The sequence below is a fragment of the Rhizobium sp. WSM409 genome (assembly GCF_057653825.1).
The window spans coordinates 4,618,218-4,637,057 of sequence record NZ_CM172794.1 but is presented as its reverse complement, the minus strand read 5'-3'; the positions used below and the strand labels follow the sequence as shown (position 1 = coordinate 4,637,057).

General features: G+C 61.1%; 20 protein-coding genes and 1 tRNA gene. 5 read left to right on the top strand and 16 right to left on the bottom strand.

Features of this window, described 5'->3' with window-relative positions:
* Nucleotides 1-93 precede the first annotated feature (93 nt).
* A complete protein-coding gene (locus AC25BC_RS22645; RefSeq protein WP_113546578.1) occupies nt 94-663 on the top strand; it encodes a TIGR02281 family clan AA aspartic protease in 570 nt (189 codons plus the stop codon).
* Between the two features lie 6 nt (nt 664-669).
* Here the strand turns inward: AC25BC_RS22645 and deoA are convergent, their stop codons facing one another.
* The 9 genes from deoA to AC25BC_RS22600 all read right to left on the bottom strand — a co-directional run bounded on the left by deoA (nt 670) and on the right by AC25BC_RS22600 (nt 9,355).
* Entirely contained in the window at nt 670-1,977 is a 1,308-nt protein-coding gene (gene deoA / locus AC25BC_RS22640; RefSeq protein WP_128438456.1) for a thymidine phosphorylase, read from the bottom strand.
* 1 nt (nt 1,978) lies between these two features.
* Nucleotides 1,979-2,755, bottom strand: coding sequence for a deoxyribose-phosphate aldolase (deoC, locus tag AC25BC_RS22635; RefSeq protein WP_113546580.1), 777 nt, complete (start codon nt 2,753-2,755; stop codon nt 1,979-1,981).
* A gap of 113 nt (nt 2,756-2,868) precedes the next feature.
* Complete coding sequence (locus AC25BC_RS22630; RefSeq protein ID WP_113546581.1) at nt 2,869-3,669, bottom strand: purine-nucleoside phosphorylase; 801 nt, start codon at nt 3,667-3,669, stop codon at nt 2,869-2,871.
* The gene (locus AC25BC_RS22625) at nt 3,666-4,055 is read right to left on the bottom strand and encodes a cytidine deaminase (RefSeq protein WP_128438455.1); all 390 of its coding nucleotides are present in this window, start codon (nt 4,053-4,055) and stop codon (nt 3,666-3,668) included. Before AC25BC_RS22625 ends, AC25BC_RS22630 begins: the two co-directional genes overlap by 4 nt.
* Nucleotide 4,056: 1 nt before the next feature.
* Nucleotides 4,057-5,028 (bottom strand): ABC transporter permease, encoded by a 972-nt coding sequence (locus tag AC25BC_RS22620; RefSeq protein WP_113546582.1) that lies wholly within the window; start codon nt 5,026-5,028, stop codon nt 4,057-4,059.
* 10 nt (nt 5,029-5,038) lie between these two features.
* Nucleotides 5,039-6,142, bottom strand: coding sequence for an ABC transporter permease (locus AC25BC_RS22615; RefSeq protein ID WP_128438454.1), 1,104 nt, complete (start codon nt 6,140-6,142; stop codon nt 5,039-5,041).
* Nucleotides 6,143-6,149: 7 nt separating this feature from the next.
* Nucleotides 6,150-7,661: an ABC transporter ATP-binding protein gene (locus AC25BC_RS22610; RefSeq protein ID WP_128438453.1), complete on the bottom strand. Its 1,512-nt coding sequence runs from the start codon at nt 7,659-7,661 to the stop codon at nt 6,150-6,152.
* An 88-nt stretch (nt 7,662-7,749) separates the two neighbouring features.
* A complete protein-coding gene (locus AC25BC_RS22605; protein ID WP_012759713.1) occupies nt 7,750-8,742 on the bottom strand; it encodes a BMP family lipoprotein in 993 nt (330 codons plus the stop codon).
* Between the two features lie 295 nt (nt 8,743-9,037).
* The gene (locus tag AC25BC_RS22600) at nt 9,038-9,355 is read right to left on the bottom strand and encodes a hypothetical protein (protein ID WP_128438452.1); all 318 of its coding nucleotides are present in this window, start codon (nt 9,353-9,355) and stop codon (nt 9,038-9,040) included.
* A 229-nt stretch (nt 9,356-9,584) separates the two neighbouring features.
* Here AC25BC_RS22600 and AC25BC_RS22595 point away from each other — a divergent pair.
* Nucleotides 9,585-9,674 (top strand) — tRNA-Ser (locus AC25BC_RS22595).
* Nucleotides 9,675-9,777: 103 nt separating this feature from the next.
* Here AC25BC_RS22595 and AC25BC_RS22590 read toward each other — a convergent pair.
* Nucleotides 9,778-10,254 (bottom strand): Lrp/AsnC family transcriptional regulator, encoded by a 477-nt coding sequence (locus AC25BC_RS22590; protein WP_128438451.1) that lies wholly within the window; start codon nt 10,252-10,254, stop codon nt 9,778-9,780.
* Nucleotides 10,255-10,295: 41 nt separating this feature from the next.
* Between AC25BC_RS22590 and AC25BC_RS22585 the strand changes: the two genes are divergently transcribed.
* From AC25BC_RS22585 to AC25BC_RS22575, 3 genes are all read left to right on the top strand, one after another.
* Entirely contained in the window at nt 10,296-10,916 is a 621-nt protein-coding gene (locus AC25BC_RS22585) for an RBBP9/YdeN family alpha/beta hydrolase (protein ID WP_128438450.1), read from the top strand.
* 246 nt (nt 10,917-11,162) lie between these two features.
* Nucleotides 11,163-11,372, top strand: coding sequence for a KTSC domain-containing protein (locus AC25BC_RS22580; protein ID WP_128438449.1), 210 nt, complete (start codon nt 11,163-11,165; stop codon nt 11,370-11,372).
* A gap of 413 nt (nt 11,373-11,785) precedes the next feature.
* Nucleotides 11,786-12,025: a CrpP-related protein gene (locus AC25BC_RS22575; RefSeq protein ID WP_012759709.1), complete on the top strand. Its 240-nt coding sequence runs from the start codon at nt 11,786-11,788 to the stop codon at nt 12,023-12,025.
* Here the strand turns inward: AC25BC_RS22575 and pncB are convergent.
* The 6 genes from pncB to AC25BC_RS22545 form a co-directional block, all read right to left on the bottom strand.
* The gene (pncB, locus tag AC25BC_RS22570) at nt 12,007-13,311 is read right to left on the bottom strand and encodes a nicotinate phosphoribosyltransferase (protein ID WP_012759708.1); all 1,305 of its coding nucleotides are present in this window, start codon (nt 13,309-13,311) and stop codon (nt 12,007-12,009) included. The two genes, AC25BC_RS22575 and pncB, sit on opposite strands and share 19 nt — an antisense overlap.
* A 187-nt stretch (nt 13,312-13,498) precedes the next feature.
* Nucleotides 13,499-13,846, bottom strand: coding sequence for a hypothetical protein (locus AC25BC_RS22565; protein ID WP_017995701.1), 348 nt, complete (start codon nt 13,844-13,846; stop codon nt 13,499-13,501).
* Nucleotides 13,847-13,933: 87 nt separating this feature from the next.
* Complete coding sequence (locus tag AC25BC_RS22560; protein ID WP_128438448.1) at nt 13,934-14,893, bottom strand: 2-hydroxyacid dehydrogenase; 960 nt, start codon at nt 14,891-14,893, stop codon at nt 13,934-13,936.
* A gap of 8 nt (nt 14,894-14,901) precedes the next feature.
* On the bottom strand, nt 14,902-16,539 hold the full coding sequence (locus tag AC25BC_RS22555; protein WP_017995699.1) for an ABC transporter ATP-binding protein: 1,638 nt from the start codon (nt 16,537-16,539) through the stop codon (nt 14,902-14,904).
* Nucleotides 16,536-17,684 (bottom strand): ABC transporter permease, encoded by a 1,149-nt coding sequence (locus tag AC25BC_RS22550; RefSeq protein ID WP_012759704.1) that lies wholly within the window; start codon nt 17,682-17,684, stop codon nt 16,536-16,538. The genes AC25BC_RS22555 and AC25BC_RS22550 overlap by 4 nt, the downstream gene beginning before the upstream one ends.
* A complete protein-coding gene (locus AC25BC_RS22545) occupies nt 17,684-18,772 on the bottom strand; it encodes a microcin C ABC transporter permease YejB (RefSeq protein ID WP_017995698.1) in 1,089 nt (362 codons plus the stop codon). Before AC25BC_RS22545 ends, AC25BC_RS22550 begins: the two co-directional genes overlap by 1 nt.
* Nucleotides 18,773-18,840 lie beyond the last annotated feature (68 nt).

Sequence of the window (18,840 nt, the reverse complement as noted above, 5' to 3'; positions counted from 1 at the left end):
TGCGGCCCGGTGGTTCAAGCCGGGCCTTTTGTCGTCGATATTAGCAACTTATCAGCACTTGAGGTTTAGGAAGCCTGAAGCATGAGGCCCTGCATGATGCCGGGTTTATACAGGAAGGATTTCTGTTTCATGCTCGTGCGTACCGTCCTATTCGCCAGCATCGCCGCGGTGCTCGCCACACAGGTGCCTTCCTTCTTCGGAAGCACCAGCCAGCAGCCTGCTGACGCTCTCTCCGCCAATTACGTATCGACCGAAAGCGATGAGGCCGCAGTACCCGCGCCCGTCTCTGGCAGCAATGCGATCCGGCTGCAGGCCGATGCGCAGGGCCACTATACCGGCAGCTTCAAGATCAACGGCAAGCCGGTGCAGGGCCTGATCGATACCGGCGCCACCTATGTGGCGCTCAACGAGACGCTGGCCCGCCGGCTGGGCTTCACCGCCAACCAACTCGATTTCCGTTACGGGGTGAACACTGCGAACGGCCAGACGAAGGCCGCGCATGTGACACTCGACCGGGTCGAAATCGGCGGCATTCGCGTGCGCGATGTCGAAGCCTTCGTCCTGAGGGACAATGCGCTGACGACGGCGCTGGTCGGCATGAGTTTCCTGCAGAAGCTCGCCTCCTATTCCGTCGCCGACGGTTCGCTCAGCCTCAAGCAGTAAACCGCGTCAGATCAGGCCCGCAATCACCGGTGTCAGCTCCGGCTTGTCCTCGGTGATGCGGTAATGCATGGCAAGTGCCGCAGCCGCCCTCTCCGCCGCTGCGTCGTCGGCGGCGTGAACCAGCGCGATCGGTTCGCCGGCATTGACGCGGGTGCCCAGCGGCAGGAGTTCGGAAAAGCCGACGCGATGATCGATCCGGGCCGCCGGATGGCGTCTTCCGCCGCCGAGATCGATGACACTGACGCCGATACCGCGCGCATCGCAGGCGGCAAGCCAGCCGGACCGGGCGGCCGGGACAGGCTTTTCCACAGGCGCCCTGACTAGATATCGGTCGGGATTTTCGATGAGATCGGCCGGGCCGCCGAGCATCGATACCATACGCGCGAAGACTTCCGCCGCCTTTCCCGACGACAAGGCCCGCCGCGCCATTCCTTCAGCTTCATCAGGCGAAGCGGCGATACCGGATTTCACCAGCATCTCGGCGGCGAAGGCAAAGACGACGATATCAAGCCGCGTGTCTCTTTTCCTGCCTGCCAGGAAGTCCAGGCAGTTGCGCATCTCGACCGCGTTGCCGGCACTGTCGGCGAGCGGCTGGTTCATGTCGGTGATCAGGGCCGAGGTCTTCACGCCTGCACCATTGGCCACCTCGACCAGCGACTGCGCGAGGATCTCCGCCTGGCCGCGATCGGCCATGAAGGCGCCATTGCCGACCTTGACGTCGAGCACCAGCGTCTCGAGCCCCGCCGCAAGTTTCTTCGAGAGGATCGAGGCGGTGATGAGGGGAATGGAATCGACCGTGGCGGTTACGTCGCGCACGGCATAGAGCCTGCCGTCGGCGGGCGCCAAGGTGCCGGTCTGGCCGATGATGGCGCATCCCGCCTCCTTCACGACCTTGTGGAACAGGTCAGCATCCGGGGTGATCAGATAGCCGGGAATGGATTCGAGCTTATCCAGCGTGCCGCCGGTATGGCCGAGGCCGCGCCCGGAGATCATCGGAACGGCGAGGCCGCAGGCAGCGGCGATCGGCGCCAGCATCAGCGAAACATTGTCGCCGACGCCGCCGGTCGAATGCTTGTCGGCGATCGGGCGGTCGATATCGGCCCATTGCAGCCTGTCACCGGAATCGGCCATCGCCAGCGTCAAGGCCACGATTTCGGCCCGCGACATGCCCTTGAACCAGACGGCCATGGCGAATGCGCCGATCTGGCCTTCCGACAATCGACCGGCAGCGAGTGCCGCGATGAAGGAGCTGATATCGGCGGCGGCGAGTTCGTCGCCATCGCGCTTACGCCGAATGATCTCCTGCGGAATCATTTCAGTAGCTCGACGCTGCAGCCGGTGCCGACTGTGTTCCACTTAGAACCGCCAGGATATCGTCGAGCAGGTCGGAAGCGCCGAAGCGGAACGTCGACGGCATCGCCCAGTCCGGTGTCATGATGGTTTCGGCAAGGCTCAGATAGAGTGCGGCATCGGCCACCGAGCCGATACCGCCTGCCGGCTTGAAGCCGACCTTGCGGCCGCTTTCGCGGATAGCGCGGATCATGATGTCGGCGGCTTCGAGCGTCGCGTTGACGGCGACTTTGCCGGTGGAGGTCTTGATGAAATCGGCGCCGGCTTCGATGGCGAGTTCGGAGGCACGGCGGATCAATGCCGCATCCTTCAGCTCGCCAGTCTCGATGATGACCTTCAGAAGAACGGGGCCAGCGCATTCGGCGCGCACGGCCTTGACCATATCGGTCACCGCCTTCTCGTTGCCGGCCAGCAGCTTGCGGTAGGGGATGACTAGATCGATCTCATCGGCGCCATCGGCAATCGCCTCGCGGGCTTCAGCGGCGACATCGGCGACTTCCATATCGCCGGAAGGGAGGTTGACGACGGTCGCGATACGCACGGCGTGCCCGGTGCCAAGGATATTGCGGGCCTGAGCGACGAACCGCGGCCAGATGCAGATCGCAGCGCTGCTGCCGTAGGGCGTCTGCGCACGGGCGCAGAGCGCGTCGATCTGCGCCTCGGTGCAATCATCCCTCAAATTGGTAAGATCGAGAAGAGAAAGGGCGACAGCCGCCGTCTCCCGGTTGGAATGGCTATTCATCTTCGCTTCCTCTCGAGCATGATGCCGAAAAGTGTGAGCGGTTTCGGACGACATCATGCTCTCACGATATAATGTAGAACAGGATTCAGATTTTAGGCCGACCCGGCCTAAAATCATCCTGTTCCAGCCGCAATCATGTCTTTCAATATGGCGGCGAGACGGGCGCCGCCGATGGGCGCCATGTCCTTGGTTTCTTCATGGCTGAGCTCATTGCCGGTCATGCCTGCCCCATAGTTGGTGATAACAGAGGCGGCTGCAACCCTCAGGCCCAGCATTCTTGCGATGATGACCTCGGGCACCGTCGACATGCCAACGGCATCGGCGCCAAGGATGCGCGCCATGCGGATTTCCGCCGGCGTTTCAAAGCTTGGACCGGAGAACCACATATAGACACCCTGCGCCAGCTCGATTTTAAGCTTTGCCGCTGCCCTCTGCATCGCTGCGGCAAGCCCTGAATCATAGGCATTGGTCATGCCGACGAAACGGTGATCGCTTTCCTCGCCGATCAGCGGGTTCATGCCGGAATAGTTGATGTGATCGGTGATCTGCATCACCGAACCGGGCGGCATGTCGTCGCGCAGCGATCCGGCCGAATTGGTCAGAATCAGCGCTTCGACGCCGAGCGCCTTCAGCACCTCAATCGGCAGGCGCATAGCGTTGGCATCGCCCTTCTCGTAATAATGCACGCGGCCGGAAAGCATGATAACGGGCACGCCGCCGAGGCGGCCGGCGACGACTTCGCCGGCATGTCCGGAGACGGCGCTAACGGGAAAGCCCGGCAGGTCGCGATAGGGAACACGAACGGCGCCGTCGAGCGCACCGACGAGAGAGCCGAGACCGGAGCCGAGCACGATGCCGTGGCGCGGCTTGATCCCGCCGAGCAGTGCCGCGAGCAGGTTGACCGTCGCCTTCATCCGAGTTCAGTCTCGAAGCTGAAGGGAAGAAGCTCTTCCATCGTCATGGTCTTCTTGACGCCCGCTTCATCGCAAAGGTAGATCTTCGTCTCCTTGGAGGCGAATTCGGAGATCTTCTGACGGCAGCCGCCACAGGGCGGGCAGAGCGGCAGTTTCTCGGAAATGACCGCCATTTCGACGATCTTCTTCGCGCCGCCCATGATCATCGCGCCGATCGCCGTCGGCTCGGCGCACCATCCTTGCGGGAAGGAGAGATTTTCGATGTTGGCGCCGGTATAGACCTTGCCGTCTTCGGCGCGGATCGCCGCGCCGACCGGGAATTTCGAATAGGGCGCATGGGCAAAGGCCATGGCGCCGCGGGCGGCTTCGAACAGATCGTGAGACATATCAACGCTCCTTCGTATAGGGCACGCCACCGGCTTTCGGCGGGGTCGCGACGCCGATGAAGCCGGCAAGCAGGACGCAGGTCAAGACATAGGGCAGCGCCTGGAAAACCTGAACCGGCACTTCGCCGATCAGCGGCACCTGCTTGCCCTGCATGAAATTTGCCAGCGCATCGAGGAAGCCGAAGAGTAGGCAGGCAAACATGACGGGTACCGGCTTCCACTTGGCGAAGACGAGAGCTGCGAGCGCGATATAGCCCTTGCCGGCCGACATGTCCTTGATGAAGGCTGCGGACTGGGCGATGGCCAGATAGGTGCCGGCAAAGCCGCAGAGGATGCCGGCGCACATGACGGCACGGTAACGCAGCCAGGCGACCGAGATGCCGGCCGTATCGACCGCGCCCGGATTTTCGCCGACGGCGCGCAGCCGCAGGCCGAAGCGTGTGCGGTAAAGCACCCACCAGGAAAACGGCACGGCGAGAAAGGCGAGGTAGGTGAGGACATTGTTGCCCGATATGACATTGGCATAGAGCGGGCCGATGATCGGTATGTCGCGGGCGGCATCGGCGCCCGGCAGGATGATCGGCGCAAAGCGCGACTCCGGCGCCAGCTGCGGCGTGCGTCCGCCCTGGCCGAACCAGGCCTGACCGAGCACGATGGTGATACCGGCGATGAAGAAGTTGATGGCGACGCCTGAGACAATCTGGTTGCCGCGGTTGGTGATCGAGGCGAAACCGTGCACCAGGCTCAGCGCCACCGAGCAGAGGATGCCGGCACCGAGGCCGAGCCAGGCCGAATCGGTGAGATAGGCAACGCAGGCGGCGGCAAAGGCCGAGCCCAGCATCTTGCCCTCCAGGCCGATATCGAAGATACCGGCGCGCTCCGAAAACAGACCGGCAAGGGCGGTGAAGATCAGCGGGATCGACAAGCGGATGGTCGAACTCAGAACGCTGATGAAGATGTCATAATAATCCATCGCCCGCTCCTTAACCGCGCTTGAACTGTTGGTAGAGACGCACCATCGCCGGTCGGAACATGTATTCCAGTGCGCCGGCAAAGAGGATTACCAGACCCTGGATGACGAGGATCATCTCGCGGGTGATGTTCGGCATTTCGAAGGAAATCCAGTCGCCGCCCTGGTAGAGGATACCGAAGAGGATCGCGGCCATGATGATGCCGAGCGGATGGTTGCGTCCCATCAGCGAGACGGCGATGCCGACGAAGCCGGCACCACCGACGAATTCCACCTGCAGACGGGCCGACGAACCCATGACCGGGTTGAGCGCCATCATGCCGGCGAGCGCGCCGGAGAGCAGCATGGCGATGATCACGGTGCGGGCATAGGGAATACCGGCATAGGCCGCCGCCGTCGGGCTGACGCCCAGCGTGCGCATCTCGAAACCGAGCTTGGTGCGCCAGACGAGCAGCCAGACGAGGTAGCCGACGACGAGCGCAATGATGAAGGAGACGTTGAACGGGGCAGCCCCCAGCTTGGCGCCGAACAGCTGCATGACCCAGCCGAGCTTCGGCAATTGGCCGCCCTCCAGGAAGGTGCGGGTTTCCGGCGCCATTTTGCCCGGCACGATCAGCACATGCACCAGAAGGTACACCATCAGTGCCGCACCGATATAGTTGAACATGATCGTCGTAATGACGATGTGGCTGCCGCGTTTTGCCTGCAGGAAGGCCGGGATGAAGGCCCAGGCCGCGCCGAACAGGCCGGCGCCGATGACGGCGATCGGCATCGTTACATACCATGGCACGTAACGATCGAGCGCCAGCGCCACCAGAGCGCAGCCGAGGCCGCCGACATAGGCCTGGCCTTCGGAACCGATGTTGAAGAGGCCGGCATGGATCGCCACCGCGACGGAGAGGCCGGTGAAGATGAAGCTCGTCGCATAATACAGCGTGAAGCCGATTCCTTCGCCATTGCCGAGCGCGCCCTGGATCAGCAGCGACAGTGCATCGAGCGGGCTCTCGCCAATCAGCCAGACGACGAAGCCGGAGATCAGGAAGGCGACGGTGAGGTTCAAAAGCGGGATGAGGCCGTAGTTGATCCAGTTTGGTAGCGGAACGGAAGCAGTGCTCATAAAGGCCTCACGCGGCAATGCCGGCCATCATCAGGCCGAGGGTCTGTTCACCGGCATCGGGCGTCTTCTCGCCGACGACATGGCCGGCAAACATGACAAGGATACGGTCCGAAAGGGAGCGGATTTCATCAAGTTCGACGGAGACGAGCAGAATCGCCTTGCCCGCGTCGCGCATTTCGATGATCCGTCGGTGGATGAATTCGATGGCGCCGATATCGACGCCGCGCGTCGGCTGGCCGATGATCAGCATCTTCGGATCGCGTTCGATCTCGCGGGCGACGACGATCTTCTGCTGATTGCCGCCGGAAAAATTCGCCGTCTTCAGCCGCGGGTTCGGCGGGCGGATGTCATATTTCTCGATCTTCTCCATCGCATCCTTGCGGATCGCTTCGAGATCGAGCAGCGGGCCTTTGCTGTAGGCCGGGCGGCGATGATAGCCGAGCACGGAATTTTCATATTCCTCGAATTTCAGCACCAGGCCCATATGGTGCCGGTCCTCGGGAATATGCGCGAGGCCGAGATCCCGCAGGCGGGCGGGATCGGCCTTGTCGATCGTCTGTCCATCGAACAGGATTTCACCGGAGGTCGGCTTGCGGATGCCGGCAATCGCCTCCAGCAATTCGGACTGGCCATTGCCGGCGACACCGGCGATGCCGACGATCTCACCGGCGCGCACGTCGAAGGAGACGTTGTCGACCATGGTGACGCCGCGATTGTCCTTGACCGTCAGGTTGCGGACGGACAGCACGGCGGCCCCAGGGTTCGCCTCGCCCTTCTGCACGCGCAGCAGCACGCGGCGGCCGACCATCAGTTCGGCGAGTTCCTCCACCGTCGTCTCCGACGTCTTGCGGGTCGCGACCATTTCGCCGCGGCGCATGACCGAAACCGTATCGGTGATCGCCATGATCTCGCGCAGCTTGTGGGTGATGAGGATGATCGTCTTGCCCTGATCGCGCAGCACCTTGAGGATGCGGAAGAGATGATCGGCCTCCGCCGGCGTCAGGACGCCCGTCGGCTCGTCGAGGATAAGGATCTCGGCGCCGCGATACATGGCTTTCAGGATCTCGACACGCTGCTGCAGGCCGACCGGCAGCTCCTCGATCAGCGCGTCCGGATCGACCTCCAGGCCATATTCCGTTTCCAGCCGCTTGAGCTCGGCGCGGGCCGAGGCGACGCCCCTGGCCAGCAGCATGCCGCCTTCGGCGCCAAGCATGATGTTTTCAAGCACCGTGAAATTGTCGACCAGCATGAAATGCTGGTGCACCATGCCGATGCCGGTGGCGATCGCCGCCTGGCTGTCACGGATGGTGACGGGATTGCCGTTGACGCGGATCTCGCCGCTGTCGGCATGGTAGAAACCATAGATGATCGACATCAGGGTCGACTTGCCGGCGCCGTTTTCGCCGATGATGCCGTGGATCGTCCCCTTGGCAACGGTAAGGTTGATGTCCTTGTTGGCGTGGACGGCACCGAATTTCTTGTCGATGCCGACAAGCTCGATAGCGGGCTTATCTGTCACTGCAGACTCCAAATAAGAAAAGGGCGTATGGCGAAAATCCCCTCCGCCATACGCCCGATCTCAATCGTCGATCACATTCGGGCGCGGATCACTTCGGGCAAGCGCTGTCCGAGGTGTAATCGTGAACCTTGACGGTTCCCGCGATGATGTCGGCCTTGGCCTTGTCGACAGCAGCCTGCATTTCCGGCGTGATCAGCGATTTGTTATGCTCGTCGATCGCAGCGCCGACACCGTCTTCCTTGACGCCGAGCGCCTGGACACCACCGGTGAACTTGTCGTTCTTGGTGTCGTTGTAGGCATTGTAGACGGCGAGGTCGACGCGCTTGACCATCGAGGTCAGGACCGAGCCCGGATGCAGATAGTTCTGGTTGGAGTCGACGCCGATCGACAGCTTCTTGTTGTCCGCAGCCGTCTGCAGAACGCCGAGACCGGTGGCACCGGCTGCCGCATAAACGACGTCGGCGCCCTGGTCGATCTGGTTCTTGGTGAGCTCGCCGCCGCGGACCGGGTCATTCCAGGCAGCGCCCGTGGTGCCGGTCATGTTCTGGAAGACCTCGATATCAGCCTTGACGGAACGTGCGCCCTGCTCGTAGCCACATTCGAACTTGCGGATCAGCGGAATATCCATGCCGCCGACGAAGCCGACCTTGCCCGACTTCGACGCCATGCCGGCGAGAACGCCGACGAGGTAGGAGCCTTCTTCTTCCTTGTAGACAACCGAGCGGACGTTCGGCTTGTCGACGACGGAGTCAACGATGATGAACTTGGTATCGGGGAATTCGGCTGCAACCTTCTCGATGGCCGAGGTCCAGGCGAAGGAAACGGCAACCACCGGATTGAAACCGCGGCTGGCGAAGTTGCGGATGGCCTGTTCGCCCTGGGTGTCGCCCGTCGGCTCGAAGTCGCGATAGGCAATGCCGGTCTCGGCCTTGAACTTCTCGGCGCCGTTATAGGCCGCCTCGTTGAAGGACTTATCGAACTTCCCGCCGGTGCCGTAAACCAGCGCCGGCTTGACGTCGGCAGCAAGCGCCGTCGTCGACATGGCAGCCACGGCAAAGAGAGTGAGAAGGGATTTTTTCATTGTGCAGCCCTGTTGTTGCTATTCGTTAGGGGTCCTCCCGCAAGCCCTTTTCGGGCATGTCTGCGGAACCACCGACCTCCCCCCGGAGGCCTGGCTGCGTGCATCCTTGCATGGCTCACGGAAAAATTCACCAGAAATTTTTCAGCTGGTAAAGATTTGCAGCGATTGCCGAAAATCAGCTCTTCGGGGCTGATTTTTGGACATTCTCTCCATCAGAATGCGGATTTTCTAGCCAATCCGACGGCAAATGCCGACGCAGCAGAGGGGTGACAGCCAACCGGATTAACTGCGTTTTTTATGCGGTGAAGCGACCGGCCACCGGCGGCTTCTTGTAGCCGATCATCCACAGAAGCAGCGCGATCACCAGGAAAACGGCAAAGGCCGGCTGGAGCATCAGCCACTGGAAGATGACGGTGTAGAACCGCGGGTGGATATAATAGGAAAGGGAGGATTGCAGTGACGTCAGGGTTGTCGGGCTGACATCCTGCCAGGCATCGGAGATCGGCGTCGTCACCACGGAGGACGCCGCAACCGATTGGATCGAATCGATGGTCCCGGCAATAACGGCCGCCGCAAGCGCGACAAGACTCGCCAGACGCAACAGGAAACGCATCAATTCCTCCGACGCTCGATATGCCGGACAATTCCGGCCGGCCGCGCCATTCTCCACCTTAGAGAATTACATAGTCGTCGATGAGGTGAAGCACAATGGAGTGGCCGAGGCGAGTTTTATCGCAAGAAGTCAAAAAACTGTTAGATTTCGGTTGATCGACAAAAATTCATCGGTATATATCGCGCCGTTCCGACGATTTGCTCCTATCCGGGCGCGAACGCCAAAAAAAGGACAGGTGGCCGAGTGGTTTAAGGCGCACGCCTGGAACGCGTGTGTACGTGAAAGCGTACCGTGGGTTCGAATCCCACCCTGTCCGCCATATCCCTCGTTTTTCAATATTGATTCAAACCGTATCGAGAGCGGGACGCGGAAGCATTTTTGGCGGCACGCTTCGATAGAACAAGCCGGTCGTCCGCATATTCTCAAACTCGCTGCAGCAGGGCGCGTCCAATCGGCTTCGGATTCTCGCCGCGCAACACCAGAGATGTCGTCACGGCTCCAAAACGCGCGATCGTGTCAACGATCGTTTCCAGCTCTCCCGGCGACGGAACCAGCACCTTCAAGAGAAAACAATCCTCTCCGGTGAGGCGCAATACTTCCATGACCTGCGGCATCTCCGCGAATTGTTTCAGACAGGGTTTGATATGCTCATGCGTCGTGCGTAGGCGAAGCACTGCCGTCATTCCAATTCCCAAAGCGGTGGGGTCGATACGGGCGGAGTAACCGACAATGATGCCGCGGTCTTCCAGCCGCTTGACCCGTTCTGATGCTGCCGGCTGAGAGAGCCCGACCCGTCGCCCGAGTTCGGAAATCGCAATGCGTCCATTTTCCTGCATCGCTTCGATAATCGAAATATCGGTTGGATCGAGCAGTACCCGATTGTTTTCCTGAAAAGCCATGGGATCACCTTGAAATCATCGGAGAGGGACGCGGTTTTCCGATGATCATTTATTCCGAAACAAATGAAAATGCATCATTTTCACCGGCATGGATGATCAGAGGAAAAGACATGAAGGACATCATCATATTGCCGGGGATTGGCGGTTCGGGCGAGGCTCATTGGCAAACACGCTGGGAAAGGTCGAACCCGGACATGCGGCGTTTTCAACCAGCCGATTGGGAAAAACCCGACCTGGCGGACTGGATTTCAGCCCTGGAGCGCGCCGTCGGCGCATCGGCAACGCCTCCCCTGCTGGTCGCCCACAGCCTTGCCTGTCTGCTGGTCGCTCATTGGCAGCAGGTTTCTTCGCTTGCCGTTGCCGGAGCGTTTCTTGTGGCGGTCCCGGATCCGCAGTCAGCGTCATTCCCTGCGGAGGCGGCCGGCTTCGCAGACGCGCCATCGCAAAAGATGCGCTTCCCCACTCTGATCATCGCAAGCGCCGATGATCCCTTCGGCACGCTCGACCATGCGCATGCGCGAGCGGATCTGTGGGACAGCGGCCTTGTCGCGATCGGTCCTTTCGGCCATATCAACGGGCAAAGCGGCCTTGAGGACTGGGTCCCAGGAAAGGCCTTGCTGACGGCCTTCTCTGCCGGATTGGCGAAATCTGATCGGGCTTGATCTTGTTTTCGAGTTCACGATCAAATGGCTCAAACAGGCCTTTGCCTGTGCCGGACGTGTCAAGACGTGGAAACGAACTGCCTGCTCGCAAGCGTGCGAACCGAGGCCCATCGAACCCGTCGCTCCGGCGGCGCGGCGAGGTTCAAAGCGTCGAAAGATTCCTGAATTTTTACCATGCGGCTTCACCGCGTCTTTGCACGTTTGGGTTTACCGTCTGCCAAAATCAAAAAGCAGAGGTAAAAACAGGTGGAAGAACTTTCGGTAACGTCGAAGATCATCAAATCCGTCTATTTCAGCCAGGACGACGGACGGCTCAGGATTTGTTTCAAGAATGGCGAGGAACGTCTATTTGCAGGTGTTCCCTCCTCGGAAGTGCACGCGATGACGGTGGCGCCGTCTCCCGGCCATTATTATCTCGACCGGATCAGAACCCGGTTTCGCAGATTGGCAGCCTGAAAAACCCGAAGGATAGCTTGTGCGAAATCGGGACATGGCCGGTGGATATTAACCGGCTGTTAGCCCTCGGTATCATCTGGGTTGGATCGCCTCTGCCGGAAAGCGGCAACCTGTCGGCGCTGCCGGCCTGTTCAAGGTCGGCCAGCCGGGAGGCTCGGCGGCGGACCCCAGCCAGGAAGTCGAGCCTCCCCGTCACGGGTGCTAGTGGACCGTGATGGTGAAAGGCATGGACGGCTCTCGGACGCCGCCATGCTCTGCTTGTCTGATGAAATGCCCCGGAACGGCTGCGACCTCATCATCCCCTCAACTAGCGAATTGGGGCTAATCCTGTGAACAACCCGAATTGCCGCATCCGGACTCGACAATGCTTTATTAGCATGATTGCATAAATCGGGATAAAGACGGGGGTAATGATGTTCGAGAATCTGCTTGAGATGCAGGAGCGTGGCGCACGGGATCGTGCGCGTGGCCGCAGCCTGGCCGACAATCCGATGTCGAAGCCGGATATCCTGCCGATCACTGATTTTCAGGAATGGTACTCGATGTTCGACGCCTGGCGCTTCGGTTGGTCGATCGAGGATGCGATGGCGGGGCACATCAATATGCCCCGGGATAGCGGCACATTGGCCCAGACCTACACCAGAACCGTCTGATCAATCCTGTCCTCGGCGCCGAAGAATTTCAGGTAGCGTTCGACCTCGGCCGGGTCGCCGGTCGCCTTCTGCGGGTTGTCGGAGAGCTTCACCGCCGGACGGCCGTTGGCGTCGCTGACCTTGCAGACGACGGAGATTGGGTTGAGGCCGGAGATCTCGATCGGCGCGCAGCCGGAAAAATCGTTCGTCAGGTTCGTGCCCCAGCCGAAGCTCATGCGCACGCGGCCTTCGAAATGCCGGTAGGTATCGATGATGGCGTCGACATCGAGGCCGTCGGAGAAGATCAGCAGCTTCTGGCGCGGATCGCGGCCCATCTTCTTCCACCAGTCGATAATCTTCTCGCCGCCTTCGATCGGCGGGGCGCTGTCCGGGCGGAAACCGGTCCAGTCCGCGACCCATTCCGGCGCATCGCGCAGGAAGGCGGCGGTGCCGAAGGCATCCGGCAGGACGATCAGAAGGTTGCCGCCATAGAGCTTGTTCCAGTCACGCAGGATCTTGTAGGGCGCGTTGCGCAACTGCTCATCGGTTTCGGCAAGGGCGGCGGCCACCATCGGCAGCTCGTGGGCATTGGTGCCGACGGCCTCGAGATCGGAATCCATCGCCAGCAATACATTGCTTGTACCGGCAAAGGCCGGGCCGATGCCTTCCTTCAGTGCCTCGACGCACCAGCGTTGCCAGAGGAAACTGTGACGGCGACGGGTGCCGAAATCGGAGATGCGCAGGCCCGGCAATTCTTTCAGCCGTTCGACCTTCGACCACATCTTCGCCTTGGCCCTGGCATAGAGCACATCGAGGGTGAAGGGACCGAGCGCCTTCATCGCCGAGCGCGACCGCAGCTCGTTGACGATGGCGAGCGCCGGGATTTCCCACATGGTGGTTTCCTTCCACGATCCGTGGAAATCCAGCACATATTGCCCGTCCTTCTTCGACAGCTCGTATTCGGGCAGCTGGAAGTTGGAAAGCCAGGCAAGGAATTCCGGCTCGAAGATCTGGGCGCGGCCGTAGAAGCTGTTACCCGCAAGCCAGATCATCTCCTTCTTGGAGAGCCTCAGCGTGCGGGCATGATCGAGCTGCTCGCGCAATTCGCCTTCATCGAGCTCATCGGCGAGACGCACCCGTTTGGTGCGGTTAATCAGGGTGAAGGATGCGTTCACATCAGGATAAAGCTTCCAGATCATCTGCAGCATCAGGAGCTTGTAGAAATCGGTATCGATCAAGCTGCGGATGATCGGATCGAGTTTCCAGGCGTGATTGTAGACGCGTCTTGCGATATCGGTCCTGGCCATGAAATTCCTGCCCCTGTCCACTCCGGTCAGGTGCCGCCAAAATCCCGGGTATTACCAAGTGCCGGGCCGGCGCACGAAACCGGCTCGTGCGCCTTCTTATCGAAAAATCGACGGACAAAGTCCAGACAAAACAATAAACGCCCCGCCGCAGTATGGCGGCGGGGCGTGAATATAGTTTTGGCGACGATTATTGGGCCGGAGCTGCGGGCGCCACATTCGGAGCGGCCGGCGTGGTGTTCGGCGTTTCGGTTGGAACGGCAGTGCCGTTCTGTAGCGCCGGCGCGGGGGCCGGAGCGGGCTGCTGCGACTGAAGCTGCTGGCCTGGCTGCTGCGGCGCCACCTCGTTCGCCTCGCGCTTACCCCAAATCTCGACCGGTATCCACACCACGAAAGCAAGCACCAGCGCGACGATCAGCACCGTCAGGATGCGATAGCCCGTGCGTCCCTGCCTTGCCTTCACGGGCGGGATCAGCTCTTCCTTGTGAAGCTTGCCGTCGGACTTTTCCCAGCGTGTTTCCGTCTGATGCGCCATCATCGTCTCCTTCCGCTGTCTTAACCGGCCTCGCCGGCCGCAAGAATTTCCGCAAAGGAAACGGGTGACTGTCTGGAAGGTTCCGAAAGCTCAATAGCCGGCGGCGCGGTCGACCATAAATTGCAGCGGCTCGCCACGCTCGAAACGGGCGATCTGCGTCTCGACATGACGGAACAGCGCGTTTTCTTCGGAGACGGCCGCGTCGTGCGGCGTGAGGAAGATGTTCTGCAAGTCCCACAATGGGTTGTCTGATGCAAGCGGCTCCGCCTCGAAGACATCGAGCGAAGCGCCGCCGAGGATACCGTTACGGATGGCGGAAACGATATCGGCCTCGACCTGGCTCTTACCGCGGCCGGCATTGATGAAGACCGGTTGCCCGAGCGCACCGTTGCGGCGCAGCTTCGCAAACAGCCCGGCGTCATAGAAGCCTGATGTTTCAGGCGTCAACGGCAGCAGGCCGACGAGGATGTCGGTGCTTGCGAGAAAGCTGTCCAATTCGCTGGCGTCGAAGGTTTCGACGCCGTCGATCTGTTTGCGGCTGCGCGACCAGCCGATGACGTTAAAACCAATCACTCTCAGCTTGGCGACCGCATCCTGCCCGAGAATGCCGAGACCCATGACGCCGACCGTCACCTCAGCCGCCTCCGGCGCGATCAGCTTGGCCCATTCACGTTGCCGCTGGTGGCTGTCATGGGCGTATTGCCCGCGCAGATGCATCAGGCATTGCATGACCACCCATTCACTCATGCGGGTCGTCAGGCTGCGGTCGACAAAGCGGACGATTGGGATCTCGGGCAGGCCGGCCATGCCGATGATGTGGTCGACGCCGGCGCCGCCTGAGAAGATCACTTTCAGGTTCGGCGCCCGCGCGAAAAGGTCGGCATCCGGTTTCCACAGAAGCGCGTATTCGACCGCGCGGAGATCGCGTGCCTGATTGGCCGGATCGGCGAGATTGATGCTGCCGCGGTCGGCAAAGGCCGTCTTCAGCACGCGGGCGACGCCTTCGTGATTGAACTTGATATCGACGAGAACGGGAGGGCTTGCGGGCATGATCTTCTTTACTGCTGCACGGCGAGCGTCGGCACCGCCTCGATGTTGAAAGCGGCGGCCATCAGCGCCCTGGTGTAATCGTCCTTCGGCGCGCGGAAGATGTCCGCTGACGGGCCCTGCTCCACCACCTTGCCGAACCGCATGACGATGACGTCGTTGGCGAGCGCCTTCACCACTTTCAGGTCGTGGCTGATGAAGAGATAGGCAAGGTCGTGCTTCTTCTGCAGATCGCGCAGGAGATCGACCACCTGCGCCTGGACGCTCATGTCGAGCGCGGAGGTCGGCTCGTCGAGCATGACGAAGCGCGGCTTCAGCACCATGGCCCGGGCGATGGCAATGCGCTGGCGCTGGCCGCCGGAGAATTCGTGTGGATAACGCCAGCGGGTCAGCGGATCGAGACCCACCTCCTCCAGCGCCCAGCAGACACGCTGGTCGCGTTCTTCTGCAGTCAGGGAGCGCTCATGCACTTTCAGCCCCTCGGCGACGATATCGCCGACCGACATGCGGGGGCTGAGCGATCCGTAGGGATCCTGGAAGACGACCTGCAGCTGGTTGCGCAACGGCCGCATCTCATTGAATGAATAGCCAGCTATGTCCTTGCCGACGAAGGCGATCCGCCCTTGCGAGGAAATCAGCCGGGTGAGCGCCAGGCCGAGCGTGGTCTTGCCCGAGCCGGATTCGCCGACGACGCCGAGCGTCTGGCCGGCGCGCAGCGAAAGATCGATGCCGTCGACCGCCTTGACGTGATCGACGACACGGCGCATCAGCCCAGCCTTGATCGGGAACCAGACACGGATATCCGAACCTTCCATCACCATCGGTTTCGACGGATCGGCGAGCGGCGGCTCGCCGCGCGGTTCGGAGGCAAGGAGATGCCGGGTATAGTCATGCTTCGGATTGGCGAAGACGTCCTCGACGGTGCCGGTTTCGACGATCCTGCCCTTGGTCATGACGCAGACGCGATCAGCGAATTTGCGGACGATGCCGAGATCATGAGTGATGAACAGCATCGACATGCCGTGGACGGCTTTTAACTGCCGGAGCAATTCGAGGATCTGCGCCTGCACGGTGACGTCGAGGGCGGTGGTCGGCTCGTCGGCGATCAGCAATTCCGGCCGGTTGGCGAGCGCCATGGCGATCATGACGCGCTGGCGCTGGCCGCCTGACAGTTCATGCGGATAGGCCTTCAACCGCCTCTCCGGCTCGCGGATGCCGACCTGGTTCAGCAATTCCAGCACGCGCTCACGCGCCGGCTGACCGGTAAGGCCCTGATGCAGGGCGAGGATCTCGGCGATCTGCTTCTCGATCGTATGAAGCGGATTGAGCGAGGTCATCGGCTCCTGGAAGATCATGGTGATGTCGTTGCCGCGCACTTCCCGCAGTTCCCGCTCCGACGCCTTCAAGAGGTCCTTACCCTTGAAGAGGATTTCGCCGGAGGGATGGCTTGCCGAGGGATAAGGCAAAAGTCGCAGGATCGAGTTGGCCGAGACCGACTTGCCGGAGCCGGATTCGCCGACGAGCGCCACGACCTCGCCTTTGGCGATATCGAAGGAGATGTGATCGACGGCGAGCGAGGTCTCGCCGCCCTGATGAAAGGCAACCGAGAGATCGCGGACGGAAAGCAGCGGTTCTGTCATGTCACTCATTGAAACGTCTTCCTCGGATCGAAGGCATCGCGCACGGCTTCGCCGATGAAGATCAGCAGGGAAAGCATGATCGACATGGCAAAGAAGGCCGTCAGCCCGAGCCACGGCGCCTGCAGATTGGTCTTGCCCTGGGCGATCATCTCGCCGAGCGAGGGGGAGCCCGGCGGCATGCCGAAGCCGAGGAAATCGAGCGAGGTCAGCGTCGTGATCGAGCCGGAGAGGATGAAGGGCAGGAAGGTCAGCGTCGCGACCATGGCGTTCGGCAGCAGGTGCCGCCACATGATGGTGCGATTGTTGACGCCGAGCGCGCGGGCGGCGCGGACATATTCGAAATTGCGGGCGCGCAGGAATTCGGCGCGCACGATGCCGACGAAACCGACCCAGGAGAACAGCAGCATGATGCCGAGCAGCACGAAGAAGCCGGGCGGCAGGAGTGCGGCGATGATCAGCAGGATGTAGAGCACCGGCATCGACGACCAGATCTCGATGAAGCGCTGCAACAGCAGATCTGTCCAGCCGCCGAAATAGCCTTGCACCGCACCGGCCGTCACGCCGATGACCGCCGAGCAGATGGTCAGCACCAGGCCGAAGAGCACCGATATGCGAAAGCCGTAGATAACGCGCGCCAGCACGTCTCGCGCCTGGTCGTCAGTGCCGAGCCAGTTGAGATTGCCGAGGGTGCAATCCGGATCGTTCACCCCTTGCGGATAACCGGCGCAACGCTCCTCCTTCGTCATCAGCCAGAAGGGAGCGGTGGGGGCCGAATGCGGAATGTTGGAATTGACCGAGCGGTAGGAATAGCGGATCGGCGGCCAGATCATCCAGCCATTGGCATTGATCTCGTCCGTTATGACCGAGGAACGGTAGTCGGTTTCGGCCAGGAAGCCGCCGAACTTCTCCTCGGGATAATCGACGAGGACAGGGAACAGGATCTCGCCCTTGTAGGAAGCGATGATCGGCCGGTCGTTGGCGAGGAACTCGGCAAACAGGCTGAGGATAAACAAGACCATGAACAGCCACAGCGCCCAGTAACCGCGGCCGTTCGCGCGGAAATTCTGCCAGCGGCGAATGTTGGTCGGCGAGAGCAGGCCTTTGCGCGGCGGCTTGACGGGCGTCGTGACAGCGGGATTTGCGGCGGCGTCCATCAGACATCCCTCCGCTCGAAATCGATGCGCGGATCGATCCAGGTGTAGATCAGGTCGGAAACCAGGCTGACAACGAGGCCGAGCAGCGAGAAGATGTAGAGCGTGGCGAAGACGATCGGATAATCCCGGTTGATGACCGAGAGATAGCCGAGACGGCCGAGGCCATCGAGCGAGAAGATGTTTTCGATCAGCAGCGAGCCGGTGAAGAAAGCGGAAATGAAGGCGCCGGGAAAACCGGCAATGATGATCAGCATGGCGTTACGGAAGACATGGCCATAGAGCACCTGCCGCTGGTTCAGGCCCTTGGCGCGGGCGGTGACGACATATTGCTTCTTGATCTCCTCGATGAAGGAATTCTTGGTCAAAAGCGTCGTCGTCGCAAAGGCGGACAGGGAAAGCGAGATCAGCGGCAGAGTGAGGTGCCAGAAATAGTCGAGCGGCTTCTGCCACCAGGTAAGCTGGTCGAAATTGTCGGAGACCAGGCCACGCAACGGAAACCAGTCGTAGAACGAGCCGCCGGCGAAGAGCACGATCAGGAGAATGCCGAACAGGAAGCTCGGGACGGCATAGCCGACGACGATGACGCCTGACGTCCAGACGTCGAAGGTCGATCCGTCCTTGACCGCCTTGCGGATGCCGAGCGGGATGGAAATGGCATAGGAGAAGATCAGGATCCAGATGCCGAGCGAGATCGACACCGGCAGCTTTTCTTTAACGAGTTCGAGCACGGAGGTGTTGCGGAAGAAACTCTCGCCGAAATCGAAGCGGATGTAATTCCACATCATCTCGCCAAAACGGGTCAGCGGCGGCTTGTCGAAGCCGAACTGCTTTTCGAGCTTGGCGATCAGTTCCGGGTCGAGCCCCTGGGCACCGCGATATTTCGAGCCTTCATCGCTGCCGCCGCCGCTGAGAAGATCGCCACCGCCAGACAGGCGCTGGTCGGCACTGTCGGCCTGACCGGTCAATTGGGCGATCACCTGCTCGACGGGGCCGCCGGGCGCGAACTGGATGACGATGAAGGAAATCGCCATGATGCCGACGATGGTCGGGATCATCAGAAGCAGGCGGCGAAGGATATAGGCGCCCATCAGCCTTCAGCCTCCGGCAATGTTTTTCCTGTCTGCCTGCCGTCCAGTCTCATGCCGCTCAATCCGTC